This is a genomic window from Rahnella sp. Larv3_ips, from assembly GCF_003697865.1.
GTDB classification, from domain to species: domain Bacteria; phylum Pseudomonadota; class Gammaproteobacteria; order Enterobacterales; family Enterobacteriaceae; genus Rahnella; species Rahnella rivi.
Map to the genome: position 1 here is coordinate 213,071 of NZ_MJIB01000014.1, position 23,990 is coordinate 237,060.

Consider the following 23,990-nt stretch of genomic DNA (forward strand, 5'->3'; position numbering starts at 1 on the left):
TCCCCACGATGTCACAGCCGGCTTCCGCCAGACCGATGGCCATACCCTGGCCCAGACCGGTGTCGCATCCGGTCACCACGGCGACTTTTCCCTTCAGTGAAAAATTATCCAGAATCATGATGTTTCCTTTTTCCATAAAACGGAGGCGAATGCGCTTTTCCGTCACACAAGAGTGAGTCGGGCAATGCCCGGCTACGAACTGATGGGGAGAAGTTTAGCGATAAAATTCGCGCAACTCAAGAAAATGAAACATCATTTCAATTTAGATGAACTTTGATGTCGTTTTTTGTTGGGTTGATCACGTCCTGATAGAATGCACAGTGCAAGGGCTCCGCCTGGAAAACGGAAATTATCCTACGTTAAGCGTTTTGAGCTTAACGGGTGAAACCGTTCCATTGAGCGCGCCCCGCTGACCGTAAGGGATGTAAGGAACGCTTTAACTGTCCGTTAAAGGTTTTGCTTACTTTCGTACAGGTTATCGGCATGGCGTACGCAATCGTTCGGTTTCGGACGCAGAAAGGACACAGCATCTTCAATTCAAGTAGTTGCTAAACACCGATGCTTAAAAAACAGCCCAAGCGTAGGATATTTTTTTCTTTTAAACGCGGCCCCCTGTAAAGTAGGTTCGCGAGGCAAGGGCTTCGAGGGCGTTAGAGGCGCCGTATGGATTATGGAGATATTTCAATGGATTTTTTGAAGATAGTACTGACTGCCGCTTTGTTTGTCGCAGCGCCCACATGGGCAGGAGATTTGACTGGGCCCCAAAATAATGCCGTTAGATCTGCGGAGCAGTATCTCAGTATGATGGGCTTCTCACGGAACGGACTTATTCATCAACTCTCATCGGATGCAGGGGATGGTTACGAGATTTCTGACGCTACGGTAGCAGTGGACAGCCTGAACATTGATTGGAACCAGGAGGCGGTGAAATCTGCGAAGCAGTATCTCAGTATGATGGGCTTCTCGTGCAAAGGCCTCATTAATCAACTTTCCTCAAGCGCCGGAGACAAATACACCGTTGACCAGGCAACCTACGGCGCAAAACAGGCAGGTGGCTGCTAAAAAACGATGTGGTTCAAACGATGGGAACTGGCTAATAAAAGGAATTAGCATGAGCAATTATGAGGGGATCGCCACACGCATTGCCGATATCACTATATCTCCTGACTCAGTATTAGGTTTTATTAACGGTGCGATTTCCGTACCTGTCGATCTGGGTTATATGGCGTATGGTGTATTTGACACTGATTCATATTACTCTCACAAAACTGAAACAGTCAGAATAATCCAGGCAATGAGAAATGGAATTCTTAATTACGACCGAATCCTAGATGCAATAGAGATTGTTTTATCCAAGTTTGATCAATATGTGTCAGTAAGCAAACAAAATTATGTTTGAACCGGCACTTAAACCCTTTGTGGATGCTCTGATCGTAAGACGACAACAGGGAATGCGCGCGTTTGACCACATACTGGAACGTGTTGAATCTAAAGTGAGTGGCGACTATGGGCATCATTAAGGGGACATTGGGTGCGCTGGTAGGCACCATTGCTGTCTGGTTGGGAATATATTTCTTTTTTCATTTCGAAACCTGGTCAATGAGACTGCTTTCTATTTTTACGCTTGCCGTCTGCGTCTATCTTCTGGGGAAATTATTAGATAAATTTTTCCCAATGTAGTTAATTGAAGTTACTCAATTTATAAGGATGCAAAATGTCTAATCCAGCATATTTATGGTAACTGATGAAAATGGATCACCTGTTACAGGCGGTTCTTTAGTTTCTGGTTGAGTCGGAGCCATAGAATTAAAGTCGTTGACTCATAATGTACAGGTCCCAACCGACTCAAATACGGGACGATTAACGGGAACGCGCGTACAGCTATGCTTACCTGGCTATTCAGGTGGGATACTAAAAAGCGGATAAACTTTACACTTATCCGCCCTGCTACTTTCACAATATTCGCTTAGCCAACAATCTGATCGCCTTGCACTTCAATATTGTTTGCCAGATTCCAGCGGTTTGGCGAGGTTGCGATCACTACCTGGTGAATACGCTCAAACTGTTCAACAGTACCATCGCCTTTCACGCTAATCGTGTAGTTAATTTTGTCATAACCCGGTTTCACTTCGCTATCAAGCCCCATAAAACCGCGCAAATCTAAATTACCCGTGGTTCTAATTTCCAGTTTTTCGAGTATTACGCCTTCTGCGGCGGCAGCGACGACATAGCCAACTGTCATACAGGCGTTCAGTGCGGCAAATAACAGTTCCTGCGGATTTGGAGCGCTTGCCACACCGCCAAGCGCGGAAGGTTCATCGGCCGCAATGATCATCGGTTTTTCCGCTATTGGCTGTGGCACACCTTGCATCGTCCATGGATTAACCGTTGCTTCGCTACGAGTGCCACCACACCAGGCGGTAGTGACATCAAAACCGACAATACCTTTCTCAGAATTTTCTGCGATATCATCACGTAATGCGCCAATAGCCTGGAGGTCGATACCGTTAATCAAGTTACTCATGATTATTCCTCAAATTTCTTTCACCGGCAGCCTGTTACCGCTACCCGCATCAATATTAGTTACGGCCAGCCATCACGCCGCCATCAATATCCCAAATCGCACCCGTCACCCAACTGGTTTTATCGGACAGCAGGAAAGCCACAGTTTCAGCAATATCACGCGGCGTGCCCACACGGTTAATTGGGTGGAAACTGTTGAAGCTGTCCATGACGCCGTGGACTTCTTCTTTCGGAATAAATCCTTCGTAAATCGGCGTCTGCACTACCGCTGGCGATACGGCATTCACGCGTATTCCGTTGCCGCCAAGCTCAATGGCCATGTTTTTGGTCAGTGCGTGCAGCCCGGCTTTCGCCATGGAATAAGCGGATGATGGTGTGGCACCAATTGCCTGTTGCGCCCACATTGAACCGATATTCACGATAGAACCTTTGATTCCCGAAGCCAGCATGTTTTTCACCACATCGCGGGTGATAAAAAACGTCGCGCGGTTGATGCTCATATACATGTCGTAATCCGCTTCTTCGTGCTCGGCAAAAGGTTTCGGGAAGAATACACCGGCAGCATTCACCAACAGGTCGATATCACGGTGTTCGGCATTGACGACGTCCATCACATGCTTCATACCATCGGTCGTCATCAAATCAGCGATGATGGTGGAAACCTGGCCCAGAGGTGCCAACGCTTCACGTGCTTCTTCCGCTTTCTCATGGCGATTACCTACCAACACCACGCTGCCACCTTGCTCCAGAACCACACGAGCTGTTTCCAGACCCATACCGCTTGTGCCGCCAACAACCAGAAGTTTTTTACCTGCGAATACGTTGCTCATGTTTATCTCCAGAATAAATTCTTTGTTAGTTGATACAGAGAAGAAGCTTGTCTCCCTGTCGATGAGCAAAGAATGCCAGTCCTGCTCGACTACCACGAACCATAAGAACTACACTTACGAGATAGAAAAACTATCTCGTTAACTTAAAGAGGCTCGATGCGTATCCTGAACAGACTGAAATGGTTGCAGGCTTTTGAGGCAACCTCCCGGCACGGCAGCTTTACGGGTGCTGCGAATGAACTTGGTGTGACGCCTGCGGCGGTAGGTCAACTCGTGCGGGCATTAGAGGAATGGGTTGGGCATCCACTTTTGACACGTATCCGCTCGGGCAATGAACGCCTGACGCTGATTACCGAAGCGCAGGATGCACTCGACGACATTACGGTTGGCCTGGATAAACTCGAAAGCGGGCTAAAAAAACTACGTGGTAGGAAAGCGCGATCGGTGTTGGTTGTCACTGCATCGCAAGTCTTGGTGATGAACTGGCTGATGCCGCGGCTTCATAGATTTTCAGAACATAATGAGTTAATAGACGTGCGCCTGGATGTGGCGGACCGGCTTATCGATCTCAGCCATGGCGAAGCCGATATTGGGATTCGCTGCGGAACGGGTCATTGGAAAGGCTTAGTGGCCGACTGGATGATGGATGAGGAAGTGGTGATGATTTGCAGCCCTTCCGCATTGCCCGCCAATGAACCTGCGAATGCGCAATGGTTATTTGAGCAAAAGCTGATTCAGGACGATACCCCACACCCCGGCGCTAACTTTCCGTCATGGGAAAGCGTGTTGCAAAAAGTGGGGCTCGAAAGCGAGCAGCAAACGCGTCTTCACATCAACTCCACCGCCACGGTGATTCAGGCAGCGCTAAGTGGTCGGGGAGTTGCGCTAGTGCGCAAAGCCCTGGTGCAGCAGGATCTGGATATTGGCCGCCTGGTGCAGTTGTTCCCGGAAAACCGCTGGCCCATAAGCTGGTCATATTATGTGGTGAGTTCGAGCTCGTCACTGAAGCGGCCGGAAGTGAAAGCGTTTCATGACTGGATGTTGAGTGATATACGAGTTAAATAGCTCTCCTTGCCCTCACACTATTCTGAACCTTCAACGAAATGGAGCATCATCACATCAGGTGTATAAAAACAGACTTCGCGTGGGATATTTTCCGTTTTCCAAGCGGACCCCTGCAAACGCATGGCCAGAAAACCGCGCAGGCTGGAAATTAAGCAGAAGAGTGTGCAAAGGCGTTTTAATGAAGGTGGAGCAAGGGGATAACGCAAAATCACTGCCCGGCGGGAGCCGGGCCAGCGGTACTGAAATCGGTAACGGGCGGCGAGCTTAGTGCATCGACCCCTGGCACTCGGTGGCCATTGTCAGACCGCGACGCCAGTCACCCGGAGTCTGTCCAAACTGACGTTTGAAACTGCGGGTAAAGGATTGCTGAGAATCAAAGCCCAGCGAGATCGCCACGCTGACGATAGGCTCACGGCTGCTTGCCAGCATATCGGCAGATTTCTTCAGCTTTTTCTCACGGATGAATTCACCCATCGGCAGGCCGGTATGTTCTTTAAACATGCGTTGCAGATACCAGCGCGAATACCCTGCCCGTTTTGCGACGGTCTTAATATCCAGTCGCTCTTCCAGATTGTGATCGATCCAGTCGATCAGGTCGTGAATGAAATCCTCGGTTCTCATGGGCTTTCTCCTGTCTCTTATTCAGTTTGTTGCCGCCCCCCGAGGGCGTCTTTTTCTAAACTGACGCACTTTGCGATTAAATGCAAGTTTTACTATTGCATTTAATGTGTCGGTACGGGATAGTCACGCTCCCTGAAGTAAACGTTCTGTAAAACAGCACAGAAAGTGTAACAGTATTTCTTGCACTTTAGTAGCAGCGTCCCTACAATCCCCTCGAATCAATTGTATCAGACATTGATACATAATTGTGCTGATGAACGGCACAAGTCCCAAAAAAGTCAGATCAGGCAAAGGACGTTACCCGGAGGACAGACCGGTTGTATTGCCTGACAGCACTTACTCACTGGAAATAAAAATAATGAAAAACCTGCAAAAACCGTTGGTTGTTGCACGCGACCGCTTGCGCGGTACGCCTTTGACTTTGCGCCTTTCAGGGGTTGCGTTCATGGTCGCCCTGCTCGCCGGGTGTGATAACAGCGTGGCACAAAACGCCGCGCCGCCAGCCCCGCAGGTCAGTGCGGCCGATGTGCTGATTAAACAAATCAGTCAGTGGGATGCATTTAACGGACGTGTGGAAGCGGTGCAAAGTGTTCAGCTTCGCCCGCGTGTGTCCGGCTATATCGATAAAGTGAATTATCAGGAAGGCCAGGAAGTGAAGAAAGGTCAGGTGCTGTTTACCATTGACGACCGCACCTACCGCGCGGCTCAGGAGCAGGCACAGGCTGAACTGGTGCGAGCCCGCAATCAGGCCAGTCTGACCCGCAGCGAGTCCTCCCGCACAGAAAAACTGATTGGCACGCAGGCCATTTCCACTGAAATCGCCGAGCAGCGTCGTTCGGCAGCATCTCAGGCACAGTCTGATGTGCTCGCCGCTCAGGCACAGCTGGACATGGCACAGCTGAATCTGGATTTCACCCGTGTGACCTCTCCGATTGATGGCCGCGCCAGCCGCGCGATGATCACCACCGGCAATCTGGTGACCGCAGGCGACACCGCCAGCGTACTGACCACGCTGGTGTCGCTGGACACGGTGTATGTCTATTTTGATGTCGACGAAGGTACTTTCCTGCGCTATCAGGCGATGGCGCGTGATGGCCAGCGCAATGACACCCCGCAGTCCCGTTTGCCGGTGCACGTCGGTCTGGTGGGTGAAGACGGCTATCCGCATCAGGGCGTGGTCGACTTTACGGATAATCAGCTCAACTCAGGTACCGGCACCATCCGTATGCGCGCCCTGCTGGATAACCGTGATCGTGCCTTTACGCCGGGCCTGTTCGCCCGCGTGCAGTTACCGGGCAGCGCGGAATTCAGCGCCGTGCTGGTGGACGATAAAGCCGTTCTGACCGATCAGGATCGTAAATTTGTTTACGTGGTTGATAAAGACGGTAAAGCACAGCGTCGCGATGTAGAAGTTGGCCGGATTTCCGGTGGTTTACGTATTGTGCAGAAAGGTCTGGAAGCGGGTGACCGCGTGATTATTGACGGCGTTCAGAAAGTCTTTATGCCGGGTATGCCCGTTAACGCCAAAACCGTCAGCATGGCGGCCAACAGCGTCACTCCTGCCGCCGCTAAATAAAAGAGAATTCTGACTCATGGACTTTTCCCGCTTTTTCATCGACCGGCCGATTTTCGCCGCCGTTTTGTCGATTCTGATTTTAGTCACCGGGGCGATTGCCATTCCCCTGCTGCCGGTCAGCGAATATCCGAACGTGGTCCCGCCGAGCGTACAGGTTCGTGCGGAATATCCGGGTGCCAACCCGAAAGTGATTGCAGAAACCGTGGCGACGCCGCTGGAAGAAGCCATCAACGGCGTTGAAAACATGGTGTACATGAAATCGGTCGCCGGTTCCGACGGCGTGCTGGTGACCACGGTGACGTTCCGTCCGGGTACCGATCCGGATCAGGCACAGGTTCAGGTGCAGAACCGCGTGGCGCAGGCCGAAGCGCGTCTGCCGGAAGATGTACGCCGTCAGGGGGTAACGACGCAGAAGCAATCACCGACCTTAACGCTGGTGGTGCATCTGGTGTCGCCTTCCGGTAAGTACGATTCGTTATATCTGAGCAACTACGCCACGCTGAAGGTGAAAGACGAACTGGCGCGTTTGCCGGGTGTCGGGCAGATTCAGATTTTTGGTGCAGGCGAATACGCAATGCGTGTCTGGCTCGATCCCAACAAAGTGGCGGCGCGTGGGCTGACAGCCAGTGACGTTGTCACGGCAATGCGTGAGCAAAACGTGCAGGTGTCTGCCGGTCAGCTCGGTGCAGAACCGCTGCCAAAAGACAGCGACTATCTGTTGTCGATCAACGCCCAGGGGCGGCTCAAGAACGAAGAAGAGTTCGGCAATATCATCCTGAAAAGCGGTGATAACGGCGAAATCGTTCGTTTGCGCGACGTTGCGCGTATTGAAATGGGCTCCGGAAGTTACGCCCTGCGCTCGCAGCTGAACAATAAAGATGCGGTCGGTATCGGTATCTTCCAGTCACCGGGCGCTAACGCGATTGATCTCTCTGATGCCGTTCGCGCCAAAATGGCCGAGCTGGCGACCCGCTTCCCGGAAGGCATGACCTGGCGGGCGCCGTATGACCCGACGGTGTTTGTGCGTGATTCGATCAGTGCTGTGGTGCATACGCTGCTGGAAGCCGTCGTGCTGGTTGTGCTGGTGGTGATCCTGTTCCTGCAAACCTGGCGCGCGTCGATCATCCCGTTACTGGCGGTACCGATTTCGGTTATCGGCACATTCAGCATTCTGTATTTGCTCGGTTTCTCGCTCAACACGCTCAGTCTTTTCGGGCTGGTGCTGGCGATAGGCATCGTGGTCGATGACGCCATTGTGGTGGTGGAAAACGTCGAGCGAAATATCGAGGAAGGTCTGGCACCAAGGGAGGCGGCGCATCAGGCAATGCGGGAAGTGTCCGGGCCAATCATTGCCATCGCGCTGGTGCTGTGTGCGGTCTTTGTGCCGATGGCGTTCCTTTCCGGCGTCACCGGTCAGTTCTACAAACAGTTTGCGGTCACCATTGCCATCTCCACCGTGATTTCGGCGATTAACTCCCTGACGCTCTCCCCTGCTCTGGCAGCCCTGTTGCTGAAGCCGCACGGCGCGCCAAAGGACATGCCATCAAGACTGATCGACCGTCTGTTCGGCTGGATTTTCCGTCCGTTTAACCGCTTCTTTAACGCCAGTTCACACGGTTATCAGAATGCGGTGTCAAAAACGCTCGGACGACGTGGTGCCGTCTTTGCGGTTTACGTTCTGCTGCTGTGCGGCGCTGCGCTGATGTTCAAAATGGTGCCGGGCGGCTTTATACCCACGCAGGATAAGTTGTACCTGATTGCCGGGGTGAAAATGCCGGAAGGGGCATCGCTGTCACGTACGGATGCCGTGATCCGCAAGATCAGTGCGCTGGGGCTCAGCACCGACGGCGTCAGTGATGCTGTGGCATTTCCGGGGCTGAACGCCTTGCAGTTCACCAATACGCCAAATACCGGCACGGTGTTCTTTGCGCTGAAACCGCTGGGCGAACGTACCCGTACGGCGGCGGAAATTAACGCCGAAATCAACGCCAAGATCTCGCAGATTCAGGAAGGTTTCGCCTTCTCTATTATGCCACCGCCAATTCTCGGATTAGGTCAGGGTTCCGGTTACTCGTTGTATATCCAGGATCGTGCAGGTCTGGGCTACGGCGCGTTGCAGACGGCGATCAACACGATGTCCGGCTCGATTATGCAAACGCCGGGGATGGGCTTCCCTATCTCCTCTTATCAGGCCAACGTGCCGCAGCTGGATGCGCATATTGACCGTGACAAAGCCAAGGCACAGGGCGTTTCTCTCGATGATTTGTTCAGTACCTTGCAGGTATATCTTGGTTCGTCATACATCAATGACTTCAACCGGTTCGGACGCACCTGGAAAGTGATGGCGCAGGCTGACGGCCAGTTCCGCGACAGCGTGGAAGATATCGCCAATCTGCGTACCCGAAATGACAAAGGTGAAATGGTGCCGATCGGCAGTATGCTGAACATCACCACCACTTACGGGCCTGATCCGGTTATCCGCTACAACGGTTATCCGGCGGCAGATTTGATTGGTGATGCTGATCCGCGCATTTTGTCTTCGACACAAGCCATGACCGAGTTGACAGAAATGTCGAAAAACCTCCTGCCAAATGGCATGAATATCGAATGGACAGATCTGAGCTATCAGCAATCTACACAGGGTAACGCCGCGCTGATTGTGTTCCCGATGTCGGTTCTGCTGGCGTTTCTGGTACTGGCTGCACTTTATGAGAGCTGGACGCTGCCGCTGGCGGTGATCCTGATTGTGCCGATGACCATGCTTTCAGCGCTGTTTGGCGTGTGGCTGACTGGGGGTGATAACAACGTCTTTGTTCAGGTCGGGCTGGTGGTGCTGATGGGGCTGGCATGTAAAAACGCCATCCTGATTGTCGAATTCGCCCGCGAGCTGGAGATGCAGGGCAAAGGGATTGTGGAATCGGCGCTCGAAGCCTGTCGCCTGCGTCTTCGCCCTATCGTCATGACGTCCATTGCCTTTATTGCCGGGACAATTCCGCTGATCCTCGGTCACGGAGCTGGTGCAGAAGTGCGCGGCGTCACGGGCATCACCGTTTTCTCCGGAATGCTGGGGGTGACGTTGTTCGGGTTGTTCCTGACGCCGGTATTTTATGTGGCACTGCGCAAGCTGGTGACGCGTAAGCATGCGGCGCAGGAGACGCAGACTGTCTGATTGGTAATGACAGAAAGCAAAAAGCCGGGAAATTATCCCGGCTTTTTTACGTCTGAATGTCGCGAAGTGAGTATCAGATGGCTGATGTTTATTTCGTGCAGAGCGACTTATCTGCGTATTCCGCAGCCAGGTCTTTGGTGCATTTGTACTTGCCGCCACGTTCAAACTCGGCCAGCGCATCGGCTACCGTATGACGACCCAGCACCTGCAACGACGCCTCTTCAGCCTCATTCACGATATTTTTAAAATAGGTACAGGCATTGGCGCTGACAACACAGCGGGCAGGCACATCGGGACGTGCGGCCCACAGGCGTTTGTCTTCAATCACGGCGCAGTAAATATCACGCAGCGTAATGTCTTCCGCCGGGCGACCAAGATGAATCGAGCCGGTACGGCCAAGCGTTGAGACGATAATGCCATGCTGAGTCAGTGGCACCATCAGTTTGCGGATGAAGCTGGAGTTGGCTTCCAGACCTGTAGCTAAGATCGCACTGGTGCAGCGCTGTTCAGCCTTTTGGGACTGAGCGATACAAAACACCATCTGCATGGCTGTCGGAAAGCGATAATCTAACATTTCATTGTCCTGAGAAACCAAGTCTTAGGTTAAGCACCGTATCACAGAGGAATAACCCTGTACGTGAGCTGGTCAATAATATAACAAAGACTGTTGCATTATTGAAGGCGGGGACGGCGTTAACGCACAGAAAGTCACGTTTTGGGCACAAAAAAACCCATCCGGAGATGGGTTTTCTTTAGGCTATTTCTAAGACTTTTGGTCAGAGAAATTAGAACTGATAGATCAAGCCAACGCCAACAACATCATCGGTAGAGATGCCGTTGTTTTCGTAGAAATCATCATCGTTGTCCAGCAGGTTGATTTTGTAATCAACGTAGGTGGACATATTTTTGTTGAAGTAATAGTTCGCACCAACAGAAACGTATTTAACCAGATCTTTGTCGTTGTCTTTTCCGCCATTGCCGTTGTTCAGGTCTTTACCTTTAGACTGCAGGTAAGAAACTTCCGGACGCAGACCGAAGTCGAATTGATATTGTGCAGTGACTTCAAAGTTCTGCGTTTTATTTGCAATGCCGTCATCACCGTACATGGTCATATTACGGGTTTCAGCATACATGGTTGCCAGGTAGACATTATTTGCGTCGTATTTCGCGCCAATTGTCCAGACGTCAGCTTTGTCACCACGGTTATCAGCAGTTTGATCATTAGTACGGTCAGAAGAGGCGTAAGCTGCACCTGCACTGATACCCATACCGAAATCATAGGTGGTGGACAAACCGTAGCCGTCACCGTTCTGATGACCGACATCGCGGTGATTGTTTGTGCCTTCAGTATCGTTGGTGCCATCGTTAGCACCCTGATATTGCAGTGCAAAGTTCAGGCCTTTCACTTCGCCGAAGAAGTCAGTGTTACGGTAAGTTGCAACGCCGTTGGTACGGCCAACCATGAAGTTATCGGTGGTAGTGTAGGTATCGCCACCGAACACTGGCAGCATATCGGTCCAGGCTTCAACGTCATACACCACGCCGTAGTTACGGCCATAATCGAAAGAACCGTAGTTATCGAATTTCAGACCTGCAAAGCCCAGACGGGTCGCATTGCCTGAATTGCTACCTTCAGTGTTGTTCGCCTGAACGTTGTATTCCCATTGGCCGTAACCGGTCAGTTGGTCAGAAATTTGGGTTTCACCTTTAAAGCCAACGCGGACGTAGGTTTCATCACCATCGTCACCCACGTTGTCAGAAAACTGATGACGGGCATCCACTTTACCGTACAGGTCAAGTTTGTTGCCGTCTTTATTATAAACTTCCGCGGAGTGTGCTGCGCCTGCAACTAATAAGGCTGGAACAATCAGGGCCAATGCTTTTAATTTCATGACGTCATTCCTTTATCATTTAATTGAATACTTAATTTTTTTATATATACTTTATTTATGAGTCAGAGCTCGCAGTAATACTAACCAACTAGTTCCCTTGTTATGTAGGGAAATTATCGCGTTTGTTTTTATTATTTATTGCTAAGTATTTCAATGCTATTGACATATATTCGGTGTGAATAAATTAAAATTAAACATATATAAATTGTATTTATTTTTAGCTTTTATCTTGTGGTAATTTACTTTCCGGATTGTGGCATCATCACTGCAATCCATTTTTACCCTTCCTTGGTTTTATTGTTTATATTTATCCGTCGCGATCCCCCTGTCCGCGACCGCAATGATTACCCCGCCTGACTGCGGGGTTTTTTTTTGCATAAAAAAACCCATAACCGGCGAAAGTTATGGGCTCTGCAAATGAGAGAGAACTAAGAAATACGACGAGGTCAGAGAAACGTTAAACGTCCACAACAACCTGCATATCTGATGCTGGGATTGCGCATCCGCAAGGCCAACACCCGCTATTCAGGCACAACGGCTACTCTCAGGAGAAGAGTTTGTTAAACGCACAGTTCGTTCCAGTAACTGATGCGCATTAAACGGGTATACCGGTCAGGAGCGGCGAAACCACGCCGGGTCACTGTTCCCCACATCAATGCCATAAAGACACCCGGTCGCCAGAAAACTTTCCAGCAAACGCGTTGTATCCTGCGTTTTATCTTCTGTGTGCGCGCTCACCTTGCGGCGAGTCAGGCGTTGCCAGAACGAGCGTGGCGCAGCAGCTGGTGCATTCGTTGACATACGGGCCTCCGGGTATTCACTGTAAGTTCATCACTGATCAGCGCAGACATTGTCTTTCGCTGGAATGACGTCAGTTAACCGTTTCTGCGCCCTGAACTGAACCAACCATTTTTGCTTTGCAAAGCGATAAATCGACTAAGCCGCGCCCGGCCAGATACCTTCACAGAATAATTTTGCACAGGCGACGCTGTGTTGGTGGCGTAACGCCGGATCGCCGCTGTTCTGTGCCAGCTGTACCAGCATGCCGGTAAAACACTGACCGAGCAGTGGCGCAGGGATATCGTCACGAAACAGACCGTGCTGCTGACTGTGTGCCAGATTTTCAGCGATAAGCTGTGACAGTAACGCCTGGGTCCCGGCGCTGTGCGGTGGCAGGAGAAAAGCGCGCTCCGTGAGGCTGGCATCTTCAGCCAGAAAATTAAGCAGTTTGCGAAAACTCAGTGCCATGCGATCCAATACCTGATTTTCAGCAACCTGCGGTGAAATTTGTAATGAGCGCGTCAGCGTGGTGAGACGCTCGTGAAACAGAGTGAGGCTGTTATCGGTCATGGTGTTGCCCTGTTTATTCCTGTTAATCCCCTATTCTACCCGAGTGCGGCCTTGTTTCGCGGCCAATCTGTACCTTCCTACTTATTCGAATCGATACAGTTAGTGACGGTGGTTAACAATTGCACATGCCGTCTCAGGGGCGTAAACCAGTAAGCAGCTCACGTAACGGTACGGAGACGGTATTTCCGTGCGTTGCGCGCAGCACCTGAAGAAGATACCGAATACATAGAGGATGGTTGTATGTCTAAAAATGGAAAAGTGGCTTTAGTGACAGGTGGCGGTCAGGGGATTGGCCGTGCCATTGCCCTGCGTCTTGCCAAAGATGGTTTTGCCGTGGCTGTTGTGGATTTTAATCATGAAACGGCGAAGAAAGTGGCTGAAGAAATCAATCATGCTGGCGGCAAGGCTATTGCCCAACTGGCCGATGTGTCAGACCGCGATCAGGTGTTTGCTGCGGTCGAAGCCGCCACCACGCAACTCGGTGGTTTTGATGTCATCGTCAATAACGCCGGTATTGCGCCAACCACGCTGATTGAAGACATCACCCCTGAGATTGTCGATAAAGTCTATAACATCAACGTAAAAGGCGTTATCTGGGGCATTCAGGCGGCGATCAAAGCTTTTAAATCGCAGGGACACGGCGGGAAAATTATTAATGCCTGTTCTCAGGCCGGGCATGTCGGTAACCCGGCGCTGGCGATTTACAGCTCGAGTAAATTCGCGGTCCGCGGCCTGACTCAGACGGCTGCACGCGATTTAGCGCCGCTGGGTATCACCGTGAACGCGTATTGCCCTGGGATTGTGAAAACACCTATGTGGGAAGAGATTGACCGACAGGTGTCTGCAGCAGCAGGCAAACCGGTTGGTTATGGTACCCAGGAGTTTGCGAAAAACATCACCCTGAAACGCCTCTCAGAACCGGAAGATGTCGCTGGCTGCGTCTCTTACCTTGCAGGCCCGGATTCTGATTATATGACCGGTCAGTCATTGTTAATCGACGGCGGCATGGTCTTTAACTGAGTGTGTGTGCGTCAATCAGGCCTCTCATCATGAGAGGCTTTTTTTATGCCTGACGGTTAACCGTCAGGCGTTCGCCAGCGGTATGTAATACTCGCAGGTCACCCCGTTAAGTGCAGATTCCCGTGAGTATTTCTCCAGATCGGGCTGCATGATAAATTCCAGGCCGAGGGTGGGCAAAAATACCGAGTACATGTAGAGAATGAAATCATTCAGGCGACTGAGATCGTAAGGGTAATTGATCTTCAGATAACGACTGGCAGGCACAAAAATGTCGTGACTGGCACCGATCCTGACTTCATGGGCAACGGTATATTCCATCTGTAACGCATTCGCCACTTCATCGTGAGTATCAGGGCGGCAATCAGACAGCCCCCACACCGGCGCGAGCAATGATTCCGGCGTGGCCAGATAACGCAGCAGTTCAGCCCGGTGAACGTGGTTTTTACTGTTGAAAAGTGCTTCGATCGGATAAGAATGCGTGGTGGTTTCGCCTTCAAACGCCATTTCCGGCAACTCAACAATTTCGTATTCCGGCTGTGGAAATTCGTCAACGGTCAATGGCGCGGTGATGCCATTCATGGTCCATGAGGCGTTGCGACGGTACATTCCCGGCGTTTCTGCAAAGTTCTTTTTGAATGAGCGGGTAAACGTCTGCTGCGAATCATAAGAATAATACAGTGAGATATCGAGGATCGGCATATTGGTCAGACGCAAAGCAATCGCCGCCATCGTCAAACGACGGTCACGGATGTATTTACCCAGCGCGTGGCCCGTTTTGCTTTTAAATAATCGCTGAAGATACCACGGAGAATAGCCGGTTTTTTTCGAGGCTTTTTCCATCGTCAGACGATCACTTAAGTTGACTTCGATCCAGTAGAGAAGCTCTTTGATCAAGTCGTCATGAAAATCAGGTTTTTGTTCGCTCTGCAAGATGGACTCCCGGTGCTGCTATAACGTCGCGCGCTTAGTGCGCAACAGATTTTGAAAACACGTTCACAACGATCACGCCGGCGATGATAAGTCCGAGGCCAATGACGGCGGGCGTATCCAGCTTTTGACCGTAACCAAACCACCCTATCGCTGAGACAAGAACGATACCGACACCGGACCAGATGGCGTATGCAATCCCGGTGGGTAGCGTTTTCAGCGTCAGCGACAGCAAAAATATCGCAATGGTGTAACCCAGCAACGTGACCACACTGGGCCATAAACGGGTAAACCCTTCCGAGCTCTTCAGGCTGCTGGTGGCAATGACTTCGGCCACAATGGCGAGTCCGAGGATCAGGTAGGTTTTAAACATCAGAAGTTTCCTTGCGGTAAAGCTCGTTTTGGATGGCGCGGTTAAGGTTGTATTCGGCGCACACGCTGGTCAGCCCGAGAGATTCAAGACGCGACATGGCATCCATGCTGCTGCTCAGGCCAATCAGGCGCCAGGCAATGTGCGCGGCGGACTCCCCTGAGATAAATTCGTGGGTATCCCTGCCGTATTCAATGGCCGATGAAACGAGCTGATGCCAGTCGGCAACAGACGCCGCAAAAGCGGATTTCATCAGCGGTTCCTGTTCAGTCAGCAGCATTGCCTCGTGCCACAACGGGATCGCCATCAGCGATTCCTGATCCTGCGGGCTTATCAGAAACAGTGTTAAGCGTTCACGTGCACTCAGGGACTGGGAATCATTATCCAGCTGTTCCTTGAGGATCTTCATTACCCGCGCATACGCCTGGGCACGTAATTCAGCTGCACTGGAAAAATGATGGTGAACCTGCCCGACCGCAACGCCGGCTACCTGAGCGACGCGCCGGACGGTGGTCGCCGCCAGACCCTCCTGACGTGCAATGCATGCGGCAGCTTCCAGAAGCGAGGCGCGACGTTCTTTTTTACACAGATAAGCCAACGAAGGATCCAAAATGAGGGACGGACAGCGGACGATAATGCCAAGACTTGAACGGATGTTCAAGTTTTTTGAGAACGTTCATTCACATAGGGATATATACAGTTAATAATACGAAAATAACTTGCAATCGAATTGAAAAAGGTACCCGCCAGACTTGACAGGCCGCTCGATTATTAAATCAAATTATTCACTTGCGCACACAAAACTGCTCGCCGCGTATGTGTCACCCTGACCTTTATACTTCGGAAACAACGGATAATCACAAAGCGGCATTTCTCGCCCGGCAGTGCCTTTATTGGTGTCGATCATGACTTGCTGACCGGGGTCAATTCCGTGATCTACCCATTTATCCAGCGTGCCCAGAGAATCCCAGCTGACACGAAACGCCCCGCTGCTGTGGGTGAATCCCGGCGCCAGATACAGGCGGGCAAACTGACGCACGGTTTTTTCACCAAACTGCGCCTGAAGTTTCTCGTAATACGCCACGGTATTTCCCGGCGGTACGGCCATATCAGCAGTGCCGTGCATCAGCAGGAGTTTGCCCCCGTGCTGCACAAACGCGCGGATATCCGCTTCATTGTTATCAACCTGCGAAGCCAGTTCCAGCAGACGCTGCTTATGGGCTGCCGGGTCGAAGGTCAGTGAATCGTATTGCGGCGAGCGCATCACTTCATAACGCACCGCCTGATCACCCATCATGTAGGGAAAGGAGATGATCAGATTTGAGGCTTCAGGTTTGGGTTTATCTGCACCAGAACCAAACACGCTGACAATGGACGGCGCATCAGCGCCCTGCAATATCGGCCACGGCGCAAAACTGTCGCCCGAAGGCAAACTGACCCCGAGTGACACCGGCTTACTCAGCCTATGTACCATCGCAATTTGGGTGTCGGACAGGCAACCCGCGCCCTCATCTTTACCGTCTTTGCAACGCAGATGCGCAAGTTTGAAGGTGGCATCGCAGGCTTTGATATTGGCAACCACGCCATCGGCCAGACCGTCAAGCTTGTCACACGCGCCATTGACCGCGTTGGCGATCAGGGCTGACTTCGCGGGAGATATCCACGCGCCCGGTGTGTTGTAAATGGCCTGACCAATGCGGATGCCCGCCATATGTAATTCGACCACGTTGTAAACCGGGTGGATGGCGATGGCACCATCGTAGTCAAGGGGAAAGCGCTGAATGGCGGCCAGCGCTTCATGACCGCCCTGCGAGTTGCCCTGAAAATACATCCGCGAAGGTTTACGTCCGTAAGCTTGCTGAATCAGCGCAACTGCCACATCGTGAGTTTTCTTTATTTGCGCACCGGCGAAGTTTTGCCAGGCTTCATCATTGAGAGTAAATGAGGCATCAGACACGCCGCCCTGATGTCCGGAATCACTTCCAAACGTTGCGTAGCCCTGCTTCAGCGCGCCGGGTGTGGCCGCCGGAGCCAGACGCGCTGTATCTGCGCCTTTTACAGAACCATCGAAACCGCCACCGCCAAGTTGCAATGCTTTACCATTCCACATGAGCGGTAAATACAGCTGAAATTCAATATCGGGGGATTTCAGATCTACAGGTTTAATCTGCCCTTCCAGCTTACAGTGCGGTTCATTCGGCTGCCCGGCCATCGCCACGGCGGTGATCACTGCACCGCGCGTAGGCAGCCCGATACTGGCAGCATCAATGCGGGCGGTTTTCAGGCCTACGCACTGTGCCTGAGTCAATTGCTTTTGCGGTGCTGCGAGTACAGCAGTGCTGATCACCAATAACAAACCCGTAAGGAGGGACGCTTTCATCAGGCTGTGTTCATTCCGTCAAATGAGTTGCCGCAGTGTGTCATTAAAAAGGGAACGAAAAAAGCGCTGCCTGACCGCTTTCGTGACCTTTTTGAATAAGTTTTGCTCGTTAATATATGTGTTTCCTATGTGTTTATAATTACCATATAAGTCATGAATATTTTAAAATGATATATATCTTAAATGATTTACTTAGTACAATTATTAATAAAAATAAAATTTAGAAATAATAACTTTTAATTTGTTTCCGTGCTGTATGTCAGAGTATATTGCTGCAGGCATTTGATAGCAGATGCCCATTAAGCTCTACTAACATGATATTTTAAAAGGATTTTTCATGAAAAACGTAATTAAATTTGTACTTCTTGGTGCGGTTATTTCCACCCTTTCAGGTTGCACCGGCAGCGTGTCTAACAAAGATAAAAACTGCAGCTATGATTATTTACTGACACCAAGCCTGTCTATTTCCAAATGGATTGGCGGTTGCGGCCCGACTGATAAATAAGTCAATAATCACGCCACTCGCGTGATTGTCCGGCATTCATCACACCGGATCTTTATACAGGGAGAGTGATCTCCCTTTTTAAAAAGCCATTTTTAGTTACAACATTCTAATGCTTTGACTCTAAAACCAACGGAGTAAAGCTTTGGCACTTGCGTCTTTTGAGTCTCTCAGGAAGGAAACGGGGTAAACTTTTTCTGCAGGTGACCAGATGTAAACAGAACGGGCATGTTTAACGCCTTCCATCTTAAAAGGCGCTGTAACATCTGTGTCAGGCATACGGGCCACCCGGACCGCATTGCCCGGAGAGTGGCTATCAGGATACTTTACAAAGTATTTTAGCCATCAGGTCCCTGAATGCGGGCACATCCCGGCTGAATGAGAAATCGGGATTGATTGCCTTGCGGGCTATCAGGCCGTCGATAAACGCAAACAATATGATGGTGACTTCTTCGGGATTAAGCTCACGCGGAAACTCGCCTGCCCCTATCCCCTTCTCAATAATCCCCGCGATACCTTCACGCATGATTTTGTCGCTGGAAACGAACGTTTTCTGCAAATGCGGGTTCCTGGCAGACTCGGCCATAATTTCAACCCAAAGACGATGTGTTACCGGGTAACCTACATCGCTGATACAGGAAGCCACCTGTATGCAAAGTCGATCGAAATGCGAACCGGTGTAGGGCTCATCATGCTTCATCAGGGCAGAATTCTGCTCTTCGAGAACAATAGCGCGTATGAGCTCATCCTTGCTTTTGAAATAGGTGTACATAGCCCCCTGACTAATACCGGCACACGTGGAGATTTCACGCACGCTGGTTGCGCTGAATCCTTTATTAGCAAAACAGGCGGCGGCAGCAGTAATGAGCTTATGGTAGGTTTCCGTATCCTTTAACATAGCGGCCTTCAATAGTGAGTTAAGAGCGGCACTTTAACGTGCTTTTATGCTACAGACCAGAGTCACTGCGGCTCAGGCCGCTATCCATGCCGATGGAAAAGTTTATTTCAAAAGGGGCAGCTCGCTAAGCAAATGCTTAAGGTTGACCATGTCCCAGGGCATGTGTTCCGCGATGGTGAGGCCGACAGCCTCTGCTTTTGAAGTGGCCTGATTAATTAATGTAATCACATCCTGAATGGTCAGTTTCCCTTCTGCAGCATCACCAAAATCATGCTCACCTCGGCCGGGTTTTGCGAACAGAACCGAGCGGAACAGCGCCGGATCCAGTACGTCAAGATCAAGGTGGATGGCCAGATATTCGATCTTCTCTTGTGCAATCCACTCCATAACCTCAGCAGCTCCGGTTTTGACCTGCTGCGGGCCGCAGGTTGCCACCTTACGGCTGGCAAGGTAATCACGCTCATAATCCAGCGGGTCATGAATGCCGGCAATCATAATTTTCGACGGGGACAATTTGTGCCGAACATGACTGACTAAATCTTTGTCTCCGGTGCCTGTCAATGCCCCCAAGACATGCGCATGCGCATTTGAATACTGTTCTGCCGTTTGCACGTCGGGATGAGCGTCAACCCAGAGCACGCCGAGTTTTTCACCGTATTTATTCAGCAAGTGCGCAAAAGGTGCGAGAGAAACCAGGCAGTCTCCGCCTAAAACGACAATGGCGTCAGGGTCATGCTTTTCAATCAGGGCCGCTGCATCGCCAAGCTGCCTGAGGAGCTGAGGTTTGGCAGTTATACCGTCCACCTCTTTCAGCGGTTCAGCACCCGGTAAAGCGACAGGAACTGTTTCGACCGGTCCTTTCGCTTCCGGCGAAAGAAAGGAAAGCAGAAGGGATCCGAGGTGATATGGGGGGTTGTTTCCGCCCTGCCACTGGGGGAAAGAGAGCCGTAAAGTCTTTTTCTTCATATCTCACCTGCTGTTAGTTTTCAGAAAATCTGCCGTTATAAAACGGTTCGGTCTTACTTACGAAAAGCACCCGTGCCATCGGCAAACTTCAAAATGAATGATCGTTCATTCATTTTGAATGACCTATGGCTCTGATGCAAGCGGAGAGTCTGATATGTCTGCCTGAAGGGACATAAGCGACTGGTAGAAAGTGCAGACGAAAAAAAACGGCCATCATGATAATGGCCGTTTGAAGAGTCAGTTCGCGATACGTTTAGCGTTTACGCCAAATCGTTAATTCTGCGACGGTATGCTGGAATTTTCGTGCGGTTTCGCGGATCACGAAGGGCACATCCTGCGGTCCCTGCACTTCCTCAAATTCACTGGCTAAAAGACGTCGCAATGCCTGATGCGTGGTCACTGCCTCACCGTTTTCGCGGAATCCACCCAACCAGTTTTGCTTCGGCGTGTATTCTTCCATCCAGGTGTAAGGTGATGACAGCATCAGTAACCCGCCGGAGCGGATCATCGGCGCAATATCTTTCAGGAAACTTGCCGGTTCACGCAGACGATCCAGAAGATTGGCGGCCAGCACCAAATCATACAATTCAGCCTGCGGTTTAAGATTACAGGCATCGCCCTGTACGAAACTCACCCGCTCCGTTTGTTCGGCACTGATTTCTGCCTCACTCAGTGCGGCCTGACAATAATCGACCAGTTCCCCCTCTTCCGGGATCACATACCGGCAGGCTTCTCCACGGGCCAGTGCCAAAGCCACATCGATAAAGCGCGCCGAATAATCCATCCCAACAACGGTATCGAAATGACGGGCCAGCTCGAAACTCGCACGTCCTGTCGCACAACCTATATCCAGCGCCCTGCTTCGCCCGGATACATGTTTTACGGCAATATCCACCAGTTGAGTGGCGTAATTTGGAACATCAAAATGACGCGGCCCGTACTGGAAATCCAGATATTGCGCGACCAGTCCGTCCGTCTCATACGGATTTACTGTCTGCACATCCTGATGACTGGACACCACATATCGGAAACCGGCATGCTGGAAAAAGTGACGGCGGAAGGCGTAACGTGCAGATTTCAGCGCTTCATTGCCCGTAGAAATCCAGCTGCCGCCTTTGATCATCGAATGCTTGCCATCAAAAGTTGGCGTCGAGAAATCATCATATAAAGGGTGCACGCGGAAACCGTTATAACCGCCGATTGGCGTGGATGACCATTGCCAGACATTGCCGATCACGTCGTAAAAATCACCCTGCGCGAAGTGATCCACCGGACAAGATGAGGCCCAGTATTCCAGATTGATATTACCCGGCGCCCTGTCCCAGTCGGGCTGATCGCCCTGCACCTGTTCACGTAAAATCATCCACTCGGCTTCGGTCGGCAACTGTACAGATTCACCGGTCTGCGCCGCCTTCCAGCGACAAAAAGCGGCCGCTTCAAGCTGGTTAACTTCCGCTGGCCAGTCCCACGGCATCGGAATTTCTTCTGTCATCAGGCGCAGTTTCAATTGTTCAGGTTCACGAGGCGAACCGACCCAAAACGTCGGCATTTCTGCCTGAGTAAAGTCACGCCAGCCGGCACCTTCGTCATCCCACCATTGGGTATCGCGATAACCACCGGCCAGCATAAAGGTATAAAACTCCGCGTTACTGACCAGCATCTTACTGGCGCTAAATGCCTGAATTTTATGCTCTGACGTGCCGTATTCATTATCCCAGCCGTAAGTATCATCTTGCTTACCCAGCGTGACAACGTCACCTTTGACGGCCACCATGTCATTTTCGGGGACGGTTTTACGATCCGTACGTGCTTCCTGACAGGAAGGCCAGTGTGGCTGTGGAGTCACCCATTCCACCGGTAACTGACGGATCAGCACGCTGGAGGTTTCAAGATGAATACGCTCATGCTCGATGCCCATCAGGATCACCCAGGCCGGGCTGTTCCAGTCCACAGGCAACGTCAGCGGCATTGTGTCGATGATGCCCAGCACTTCTTCACGTACGCGATGGCGGTATTCACGCAAGTTTGCGACGGAAGGCCAGTTGTAGTTTTGATCGTCGAGATCGTCCCAGCTCATCTCATCGACGCCGATTGCCAGCATCGATTCAATTTGCGAATCGATGCGCTGCGGGAGTTGCCCCGCCGCCATCAGCTTATTGATGAAAAACGTCGCGGTGTGACCGAAATAGAAAATCAGCGGATGACGCAGGGAAATCGCTTTGTTGTAATACGCTCGTTCATCCGACAGGCAGTCAAACAGGCTTTCATACAGTTCCCAGGTCTGAATAAAGTATTCACGAATTTCCTGACGTTTTTCCTCTGCAGTGCCCTGACTCAGCAGCAGAGTTTTTGTCGCTTCTGGCAGCCCGACAGCGCGCGAGTGTTGTGGATGCATCATTTATTCCTCAGTCTACTGGCATTGCCAAATCAATACACAAGTGTAGCAGCTCATTTCCGCTGCCTTTTCCCGACGCATCCCTGACGGGTTTATGGTTATAACCATCTGCAATAAATAAAAAACCTCAATGCGGCTAAAAGCGCTTAATTCTCCATATACAGCAGCGATATTTGCGGAATCTGCAAGAACTCGCCATCAAATTTGTGCCGCAATGATAAGTAATCCGGGGCATTAATAATGTCATGAATATTGTCAGAAAATGCGTCGAGCGCCTGCTTCATCTGGGGTAAATAATCATGCGTATCATAAACTCGGTCGATACCTTCCAGTGAGTGGTTCATGATTTTACGGGCGACGTCATTAGAAACATCCAGTGCCGATAATTTAGAACGTGCCGTTCGGCGCAAGTCTCGGGTGGTAAAAGGGGCAATTCCAAGCCCCCTTTCCGCACGCAGCATCCGGCGAATAACCTGTGTAATCGCGCCCCGCGACAGCGGTTTGCCTGGATCCTTCGGCGAAGGCACCAGCCACGGGCTGTTTTTCGGACTGGCGGCGATCAGCGCATTGATGCAAACAAGCATCAGTGGCGTCAGCGGCAGGCTGTGATCGCGTGCCGATTTATTACGCTTGCCCTGCCGCCAGACGCTGATGCGCAAATTGAATTCATCTTTGCGCGCCCGCACCACTTCATCCGGACGGCGCGCAGTCAGCAGACATAATCGCAACGCCCAGCGGCATTGTTCTGAAATATCCCACAAATCAAGGCCATGCCAGAATATCCAGATTTCCGCATCGGTCAGCGTGCGTTCGCGCGGCGGCGTATTACGCCCACCGACATCACGTCTTTTCATGGCGCCGAGCGGAGAATGGGGAAGATAACCCTGTGTTTCTGCCCAGCTGAAAAATTGCTTACACAACGCAAAAACCCTTTTCGCTTCCGAAATTTTTCCCTCGGCCAGCAATACGTTAAATAAACGGTTAAGGCGCAGGCGGGTAATCTTGTTCAACGGAACGTCGCCGATCACCGGCAAAACGTGTTTCATTATGGAGGAAACCGCAATTTCAGGCCGACGACGTGTCAGGATCAGTGAAAGCCGGATCCACACGTTGATCACCTGCCCGACCGTGGCATTCCCCTCCTCATCAAAATCGTCCAGTTTTGCCAGCGGCGTTGCTTTTATCTGTTGCAGATAGACCAGCACGTGACGCCCTACATTTTCAGCAGCAAAGTCGGTTTCGGTTTCAGTTATCTGCTCAGTCATCAGCTAAATTTCACAACAAAGATCGCGGGCGGCAGTTATAACAAGCCTGAAGATCATAGGCAAAAGGTTTGTGACTCCAGACCTATTAAGTCTGGAGTCACAATGGCAGCGAAGTGTGAAAAATAAGAGACTTAGCTGAGGACTTATGAAGTGCTGATCTTACGCGTTTATGAACAAACAGGGACGTGCAGGGACATTTATTTGAACATCCGAAAGTGATCCCTAAAGAAAATTTTTTTCA

22 protein-coding genes and 1 pseudogene are annotated in these 23,990 nt (G+C 51.0%); 8 read left to right on the forward strand and 15 right to left on the reverse strand.

The genetic code is table 11. The features are described 5' to 3' along the window. Positions 1-663: 663 nt before the first annotated feature. From ED901_RS17590 to ED901_RS25455, 3 genes and pseudogenes are all read left to right on the forward strand, one after another. On the forward strand, positions 664-1,062 hold the full coding sequence (locus ED901_RS17590; protein ID WP_205965120.1) for an Ltp family lipoprotein: 399 nt from the start codon (positions 664-666) through the stop codon (positions 1,060-1,062). Positions 1,063-1,111: 49 nt separating this feature from the next. Beyond that, positions 1,112-1,399 (forward strand): hypothetical protein, encoded by a 288-nt coding sequence (locus ED901_RS17595; protein WP_240993961.1) that lies wholly within the window; start codon positions 1,112-1,114, stop codon positions 1,397-1,399. 315 nt (positions 1,400-1,714) lie between these two features. Further along, a pseudogene (locus ED901_RS25455) lies at positions 1,715-1,878 on the forward strand (type VI secretion system tube protein Hcp); the annotation flags it as partial. A gap of 88 nt (positions 1,879-1,966) precedes the next feature. On the opposite strand, the gene ED901_RS17605 reads toward ED901_RS25455, so the two are convergent. Both ED901_RS17605 and ED901_RS17610 read right to left on the reverse strand, forming a co-directional pair. Next, complete coding sequence (locus tag ED901_RS17605) at positions 1,967-2,524, reverse strand: OsmC family protein (protein ID WP_122096696.1); 558 nt, start codon at positions 2,522-2,524, stop codon at positions 1,967-1,969. Between the two features lie 55 nt (positions 2,525-2,579). Next, positions 2,580-3,353 (reverse strand): SDR family NAD(P)-dependent oxidoreductase, encoded by a 774-nt coding sequence (locus tag ED901_RS17610; protein ID WP_122096697.1) that lies wholly within the window; start codon positions 3,351-3,353, stop codon positions 2,580-2,582. Between the two features lie 156 nt (positions 3,354-3,509). On the opposite strand from ED901_RS17610, the gene ED901_RS17615 reads away from it, so the two are divergent. Further along, positions 3,510-4,418: a LysR substrate-binding domain-containing protein gene (locus ED901_RS17615; RefSeq protein WP_122096698.1), complete on the forward strand. Its 909-nt coding sequence runs from the start codon at positions 3,510-3,512 to the stop codon at positions 4,416-4,418. Between the two features lie 264 nt (positions 4,419-4,682). Here the strand turns inward: ED901_RS17615 and ED901_RS17620 are convergent, their stop codons facing one another. After that, complete coding sequence (locus ED901_RS17620) at positions 4,683-5,039, reverse strand: helix-turn-helix domain-containing protein (protein WP_056773842.1); 357 nt, start codon at positions 5,037-5,039, stop codon at positions 4,683-4,685. Between the two features lie 445 nt (positions 5,040-5,484). Between ED901_RS17620 and ED901_RS17625 the strand changes: the two genes are divergently transcribed. Beyond that, positions 5,485-6,615 (forward strand): efflux RND transporter periplasmic adaptor subunit, encoded by a 1,131-nt coding sequence (locus ED901_RS17625; protein ID WP_240993979.1) that lies wholly within the window; start codon positions 5,485-5,487, stop codon positions 6,613-6,615. Between the two features lie 16 nt (positions 6,616-6,631). Next, complete coding sequence (oqxB, locus tag ED901_RS17630) at positions 6,632-9,784, forward strand: multidrug efflux RND transporter permease subunit OqxB (protein ID WP_122096699.1); 3,153 nt, start codon at positions 6,632-6,634, stop codon at positions 9,782-9,784. Between the two features lie 88 nt (positions 9,785-9,872). Here oqxB and ED901_RS17635 read toward each other — a convergent pair whose 3' ends face one another. The 4 genes from ED901_RS17635 to ED901_RS17650 all read right to left on the reverse strand — a co-directional run bounded on the left by ED901_RS17635 (position 9,873) and on the right by ED901_RS17650 (position 13,026). Continuing rightward, the gene (locus ED901_RS17635; protein WP_056773831.1) at positions 9,873-10,358 is read right to left on the reverse strand and encodes an Rrf2 family transcriptional regulator; all 486 of its coding nucleotides are present in this window, start codon (positions 10,356-10,358) and stop codon (positions 9,873-9,875) included. Between the two features lie 211 nt (positions 10,359-10,569). Then, complete coding sequence (gene ompC / locus ED901_RS17640) at positions 10,570-11,676, reverse strand: porin OmpC (RefSeq protein WP_122096700.1); 1,107 nt, start codon at positions 11,674-11,676, stop codon at positions 10,570-10,572. A 612-nt stretch (positions 11,677-12,288) separates the two neighbouring features. Next, positions 12,289-12,477 carry a hypothetical protein gene (locus ED901_RS17645; RefSeq protein ID WP_056773823.1) on the reverse strand — a complete coding sequence of 63 codons (189 nt, stop codon included), beginning with the start codon at positions 12,475-12,477 and terminating at the stop codon, positions 12,289-12,291. 135 nt (positions 12,478-12,612) lie between these two features. Continuing rightward, positions 12,613-13,026 (reverse strand): hypothetical protein, encoded by a 414-nt coding sequence (locus tag ED901_RS17650; RefSeq protein WP_122096701.1) that lies wholly within the window; start codon positions 13,024-13,026, stop codon positions 12,613-12,615. Positions 13,027-13,266: 240 nt separating this feature from the next. Here ED901_RS17650 and ED901_RS17655 point away from each other — a divergent pair, with 240 nt between their 5' ends. Further along, positions 13,267-14,046 carry a (S)-acetoin forming diacetyl reductase gene (locus ED901_RS17655; protein ID WP_122096702.1) on the forward strand — a complete coding sequence of 260 codons (780 nt, stop codon included), beginning with the start codon at positions 13,267-13,269 and terminating at the stop codon, positions 14,044-14,046. Between the two features lie 63 nt (positions 14,047-14,109). On the opposite strand, the gene ED901_RS17660 is transcribed toward ED901_RS17655, so the two are convergent. From ED901_RS17660 to ED901_RS17675, 4 genes are all read right to left on the reverse strand, one after another. Further along, complete coding sequence (locus tag ED901_RS17660) at positions 14,110-14,976, reverse strand: helix-turn-helix domain-containing protein (RefSeq protein WP_056773814.1); 867 nt, start codon at positions 14,974-14,976, stop codon at positions 14,110-14,112. Positions 14,977-15,010: 34 nt separating this feature from the next. Then, positions 15,011-15,346, reverse strand: a complete 336-nt coding sequence (locus ED901_RS17665; protein ID WP_056773809.1) for an SMR family transporter — start codon at positions 15,344-15,346, stop codon at positions 15,011-15,013. Next, positions 15,339-15,941 carry a TetR family transcriptional regulator gene (locus tag ED901_RS17670; protein WP_122096703.1) on the reverse strand — a complete coding sequence of 201 codons (603 nt, stop codon included), beginning with the start codon at positions 15,939-15,941 and terminating at the stop codon, positions 15,339-15,341. The genes ED901_RS17665 and ED901_RS17670 overlap by 8 nt, the downstream gene beginning before the upstream one ends. A gap of 183 nt (positions 15,942-16,124) precedes the next feature. Further along, positions 16,125-17,723, reverse strand: coding sequence for a tannase/feruloyl esterase family alpha/beta hydrolase (locus tag ED901_RS17675; RefSeq protein ID WP_240993962.1), 1,599 nt, complete (start codon positions 17,721-17,723; stop codon positions 16,125-16,127). A gap of 337 nt (positions 17,724-18,060) precedes the next feature. On the opposite strand from ED901_RS17675, the gene ED901_RS17680 reads away from it, so the two are divergent. Next, entirely contained in the window at positions 18,061-18,228 is a 168-nt protein-coding gene (locus tag ED901_RS17680; RefSeq protein ID WP_122096704.1) for a YhfL family protein, read from the forward strand. Positions 18,229-18,541: 313 nt separating this feature from the next. Here ED901_RS17680 and ED901_RS17685 read toward each other — a convergent pair whose 3' ends face one another. The 4 genes from ED901_RS17685 to ED901_RS17700 form a co-directional block, all read right to left on the reverse strand. Then, entirely contained in the window at positions 18,542-19,123 is a 582-nt protein-coding gene (locus tag ED901_RS17685) for a TetR/AcrR family transcriptional regulator (protein WP_122096705.1), read from the reverse strand. 102 nt (positions 19,124-19,225) lie between these two features. Then, positions 19,226-20,089, reverse strand: a complete 864-nt coding sequence (locus ED901_RS17690; RefSeq protein ID WP_122096706.1) for an arginase family protein — start codon at positions 20,087-20,089, stop codon at positions 19,226-19,228. A gap of 253 nt (positions 20,090-20,342) precedes the next feature. Further along, positions 20,343-22,484: a 5-histidylcysteine sulfoxide synthase gene (gene ovoA, locus ED901_RS17695; RefSeq protein WP_122096707.1), complete on the reverse strand. Its 2,142-nt coding sequence runs from the start codon at positions 22,482-22,484 to the stop codon at positions 20,343-20,345. A 146-nt stretch (positions 22,485-22,630) separates the two neighbouring features. Next, entirely contained in the window at positions 22,631-23,749 is a 1,119-nt protein-coding gene (locus tag ED901_RS17700; RefSeq protein ID WP_122096708.1) for a site-specific integrase, read from the reverse strand. Positions 23,750-23,990: the final 241 nt, after the last annotated feature.

What these genes read in the sequence shown, in the direction of transcription:
- ED901_RS17590 (WP_205965120.1), top strand. Translation starts at nt 664, where the DNA reads ATGGATTATGGAGATATTTCAATGGATTTTTTGAAGATAGTACTGACT.
- ED901_RS17595 (WP_240993961.1), top strand. Translation starts at nt 1,112, where the DNA reads ATGAGCAATTATGAGGGGATCGCCACACGCATTGCCGATATCACTATA.
- ED901_RS17605 (WP_122096696.1), bottom strand. Translation starts at nt 2,524, where the DNA reads ATGAGTAACTTGATTAACGGTATCGACCTCCAGGCTATTGGCGCATTA.
- ED901_RS17610 (WP_122096697.1), bottom strand. Translation starts at nt 3,353, where the DNA reads ATGAGCAACGTATTCGCAGGTAAAAAACTTCTGGTTGTTGGCGGCACA.
- ED901_RS17615 (WP_122096698.1), top strand. Translation starts at nt 3,510, where the DNA reads ATGCGTATCCTGAACAGACTGAAATGGTTGCAGGCTTTTGAGGCAACC.
- ED901_RS17620 (WP_056773842.1), bottom strand. Translation starts at nt 5,039, where the DNA reads ATGAGAACCGAGGATTTCATTCACGACCTGATCGACTGGATCGATCAC.
- ED901_RS17625 (WP_240993979.1), top strand. Translation starts at nt 5,485, where the DNA reads ATGGTCGCCCTGCTCGCCGGGTGTGATAACAGCGTGGCACAAAACGCC.
- oqxB (WP_122096699.1), top strand. Translation starts at nt 6,632, where the DNA reads ATGGACTTTTCCCGCTTTTTCATCGACCGGCCGATTTTCGCCGCCGTT.
- ED901_RS17635 (WP_056773831.1), bottom strand. Translation starts at nt 10,358, where the DNA reads ATGTTAGATTATCGCTTTCCGACAGCCATGCAGATGGTGTTTTGTATC.
- ompC (WP_122096700.1), bottom strand. Translation starts at nt 11,676, where the DNA reads ATGAAATTAAAAGCATTGGCCCTGATTGTTCCAGCCTTATTAGTTGCA.
- ED901_RS17645 (WP_056773823.1), bottom strand. Translation starts at nt 12,477, where the DNA reads ATGTCAACGAATGCACCAGCTGCTGCGCCACGCTCGTTCTGGCAACGC.
- ED901_RS17650 (WP_122096701.1), bottom strand. Translation starts at nt 13,026, where the DNA reads ATGACCGATAACAGCCTCACTCTGTTTCACGAGCGTCTCACCACGCTG.
- ED901_RS17655 (WP_122096702.1), top strand. Translation starts at nt 13,267, where the DNA reads ATGTCTAAAAATGGAAAAGTGGCTTTAGTGACAGGTGGCGGTCAGGGG.
- ED901_RS17665 (WP_056773809.1), bottom strand. Translation starts at nt 15,346, where the DNA reads ATGTTTAAAACCTACCTGATCCTCGGACTCGCCATTGTGGCCGAAGTC.
- ED901_RS17675 (WP_240993962.1), bottom strand. Translation starts at nt 17,723, where the DNA reads ATGAAAGCGTCCCTCCTTACGGGTTTGTTATTGGTGATCAGCACTGCT.
- ED901_RS17680 (WP_122096704.1), top strand. Translation starts at nt 18,061, where the DNA reads ATGAAAAACGTAATTAAATTTGTACTTCTTGGTGCGGTTATTTCCACC.
- ED901_RS17685 (WP_122096705.1), bottom strand. Translation starts at nt 19,123, where the DNA reads ATGTTAAAGGATACGGAAACCTACCATAAGCTCATTACTGCTGCCGCC.
- ED901_RS17690 (WP_122096706.1), bottom strand. Translation starts at nt 20,089, where the DNA reads ATGAAGAAAAAGACTTTACGGCTCTCTTTCCCCCAGTGGCAGGGCGGA.
- ovoA (WP_122096707.1), bottom strand. Translation starts at nt 22,484, where the DNA reads ATGCATCCACAACACTCGCGCGCTGTCGGGCTGCCAGAAGCGACAAAA.
- ED901_RS17700 (WP_122096708.1), bottom strand. Translation starts at nt 23,749, where the DNA reads ATGACTGAGCAGATAACTGAAACCGAAACCGACTTTGCTGCTGAAAAT.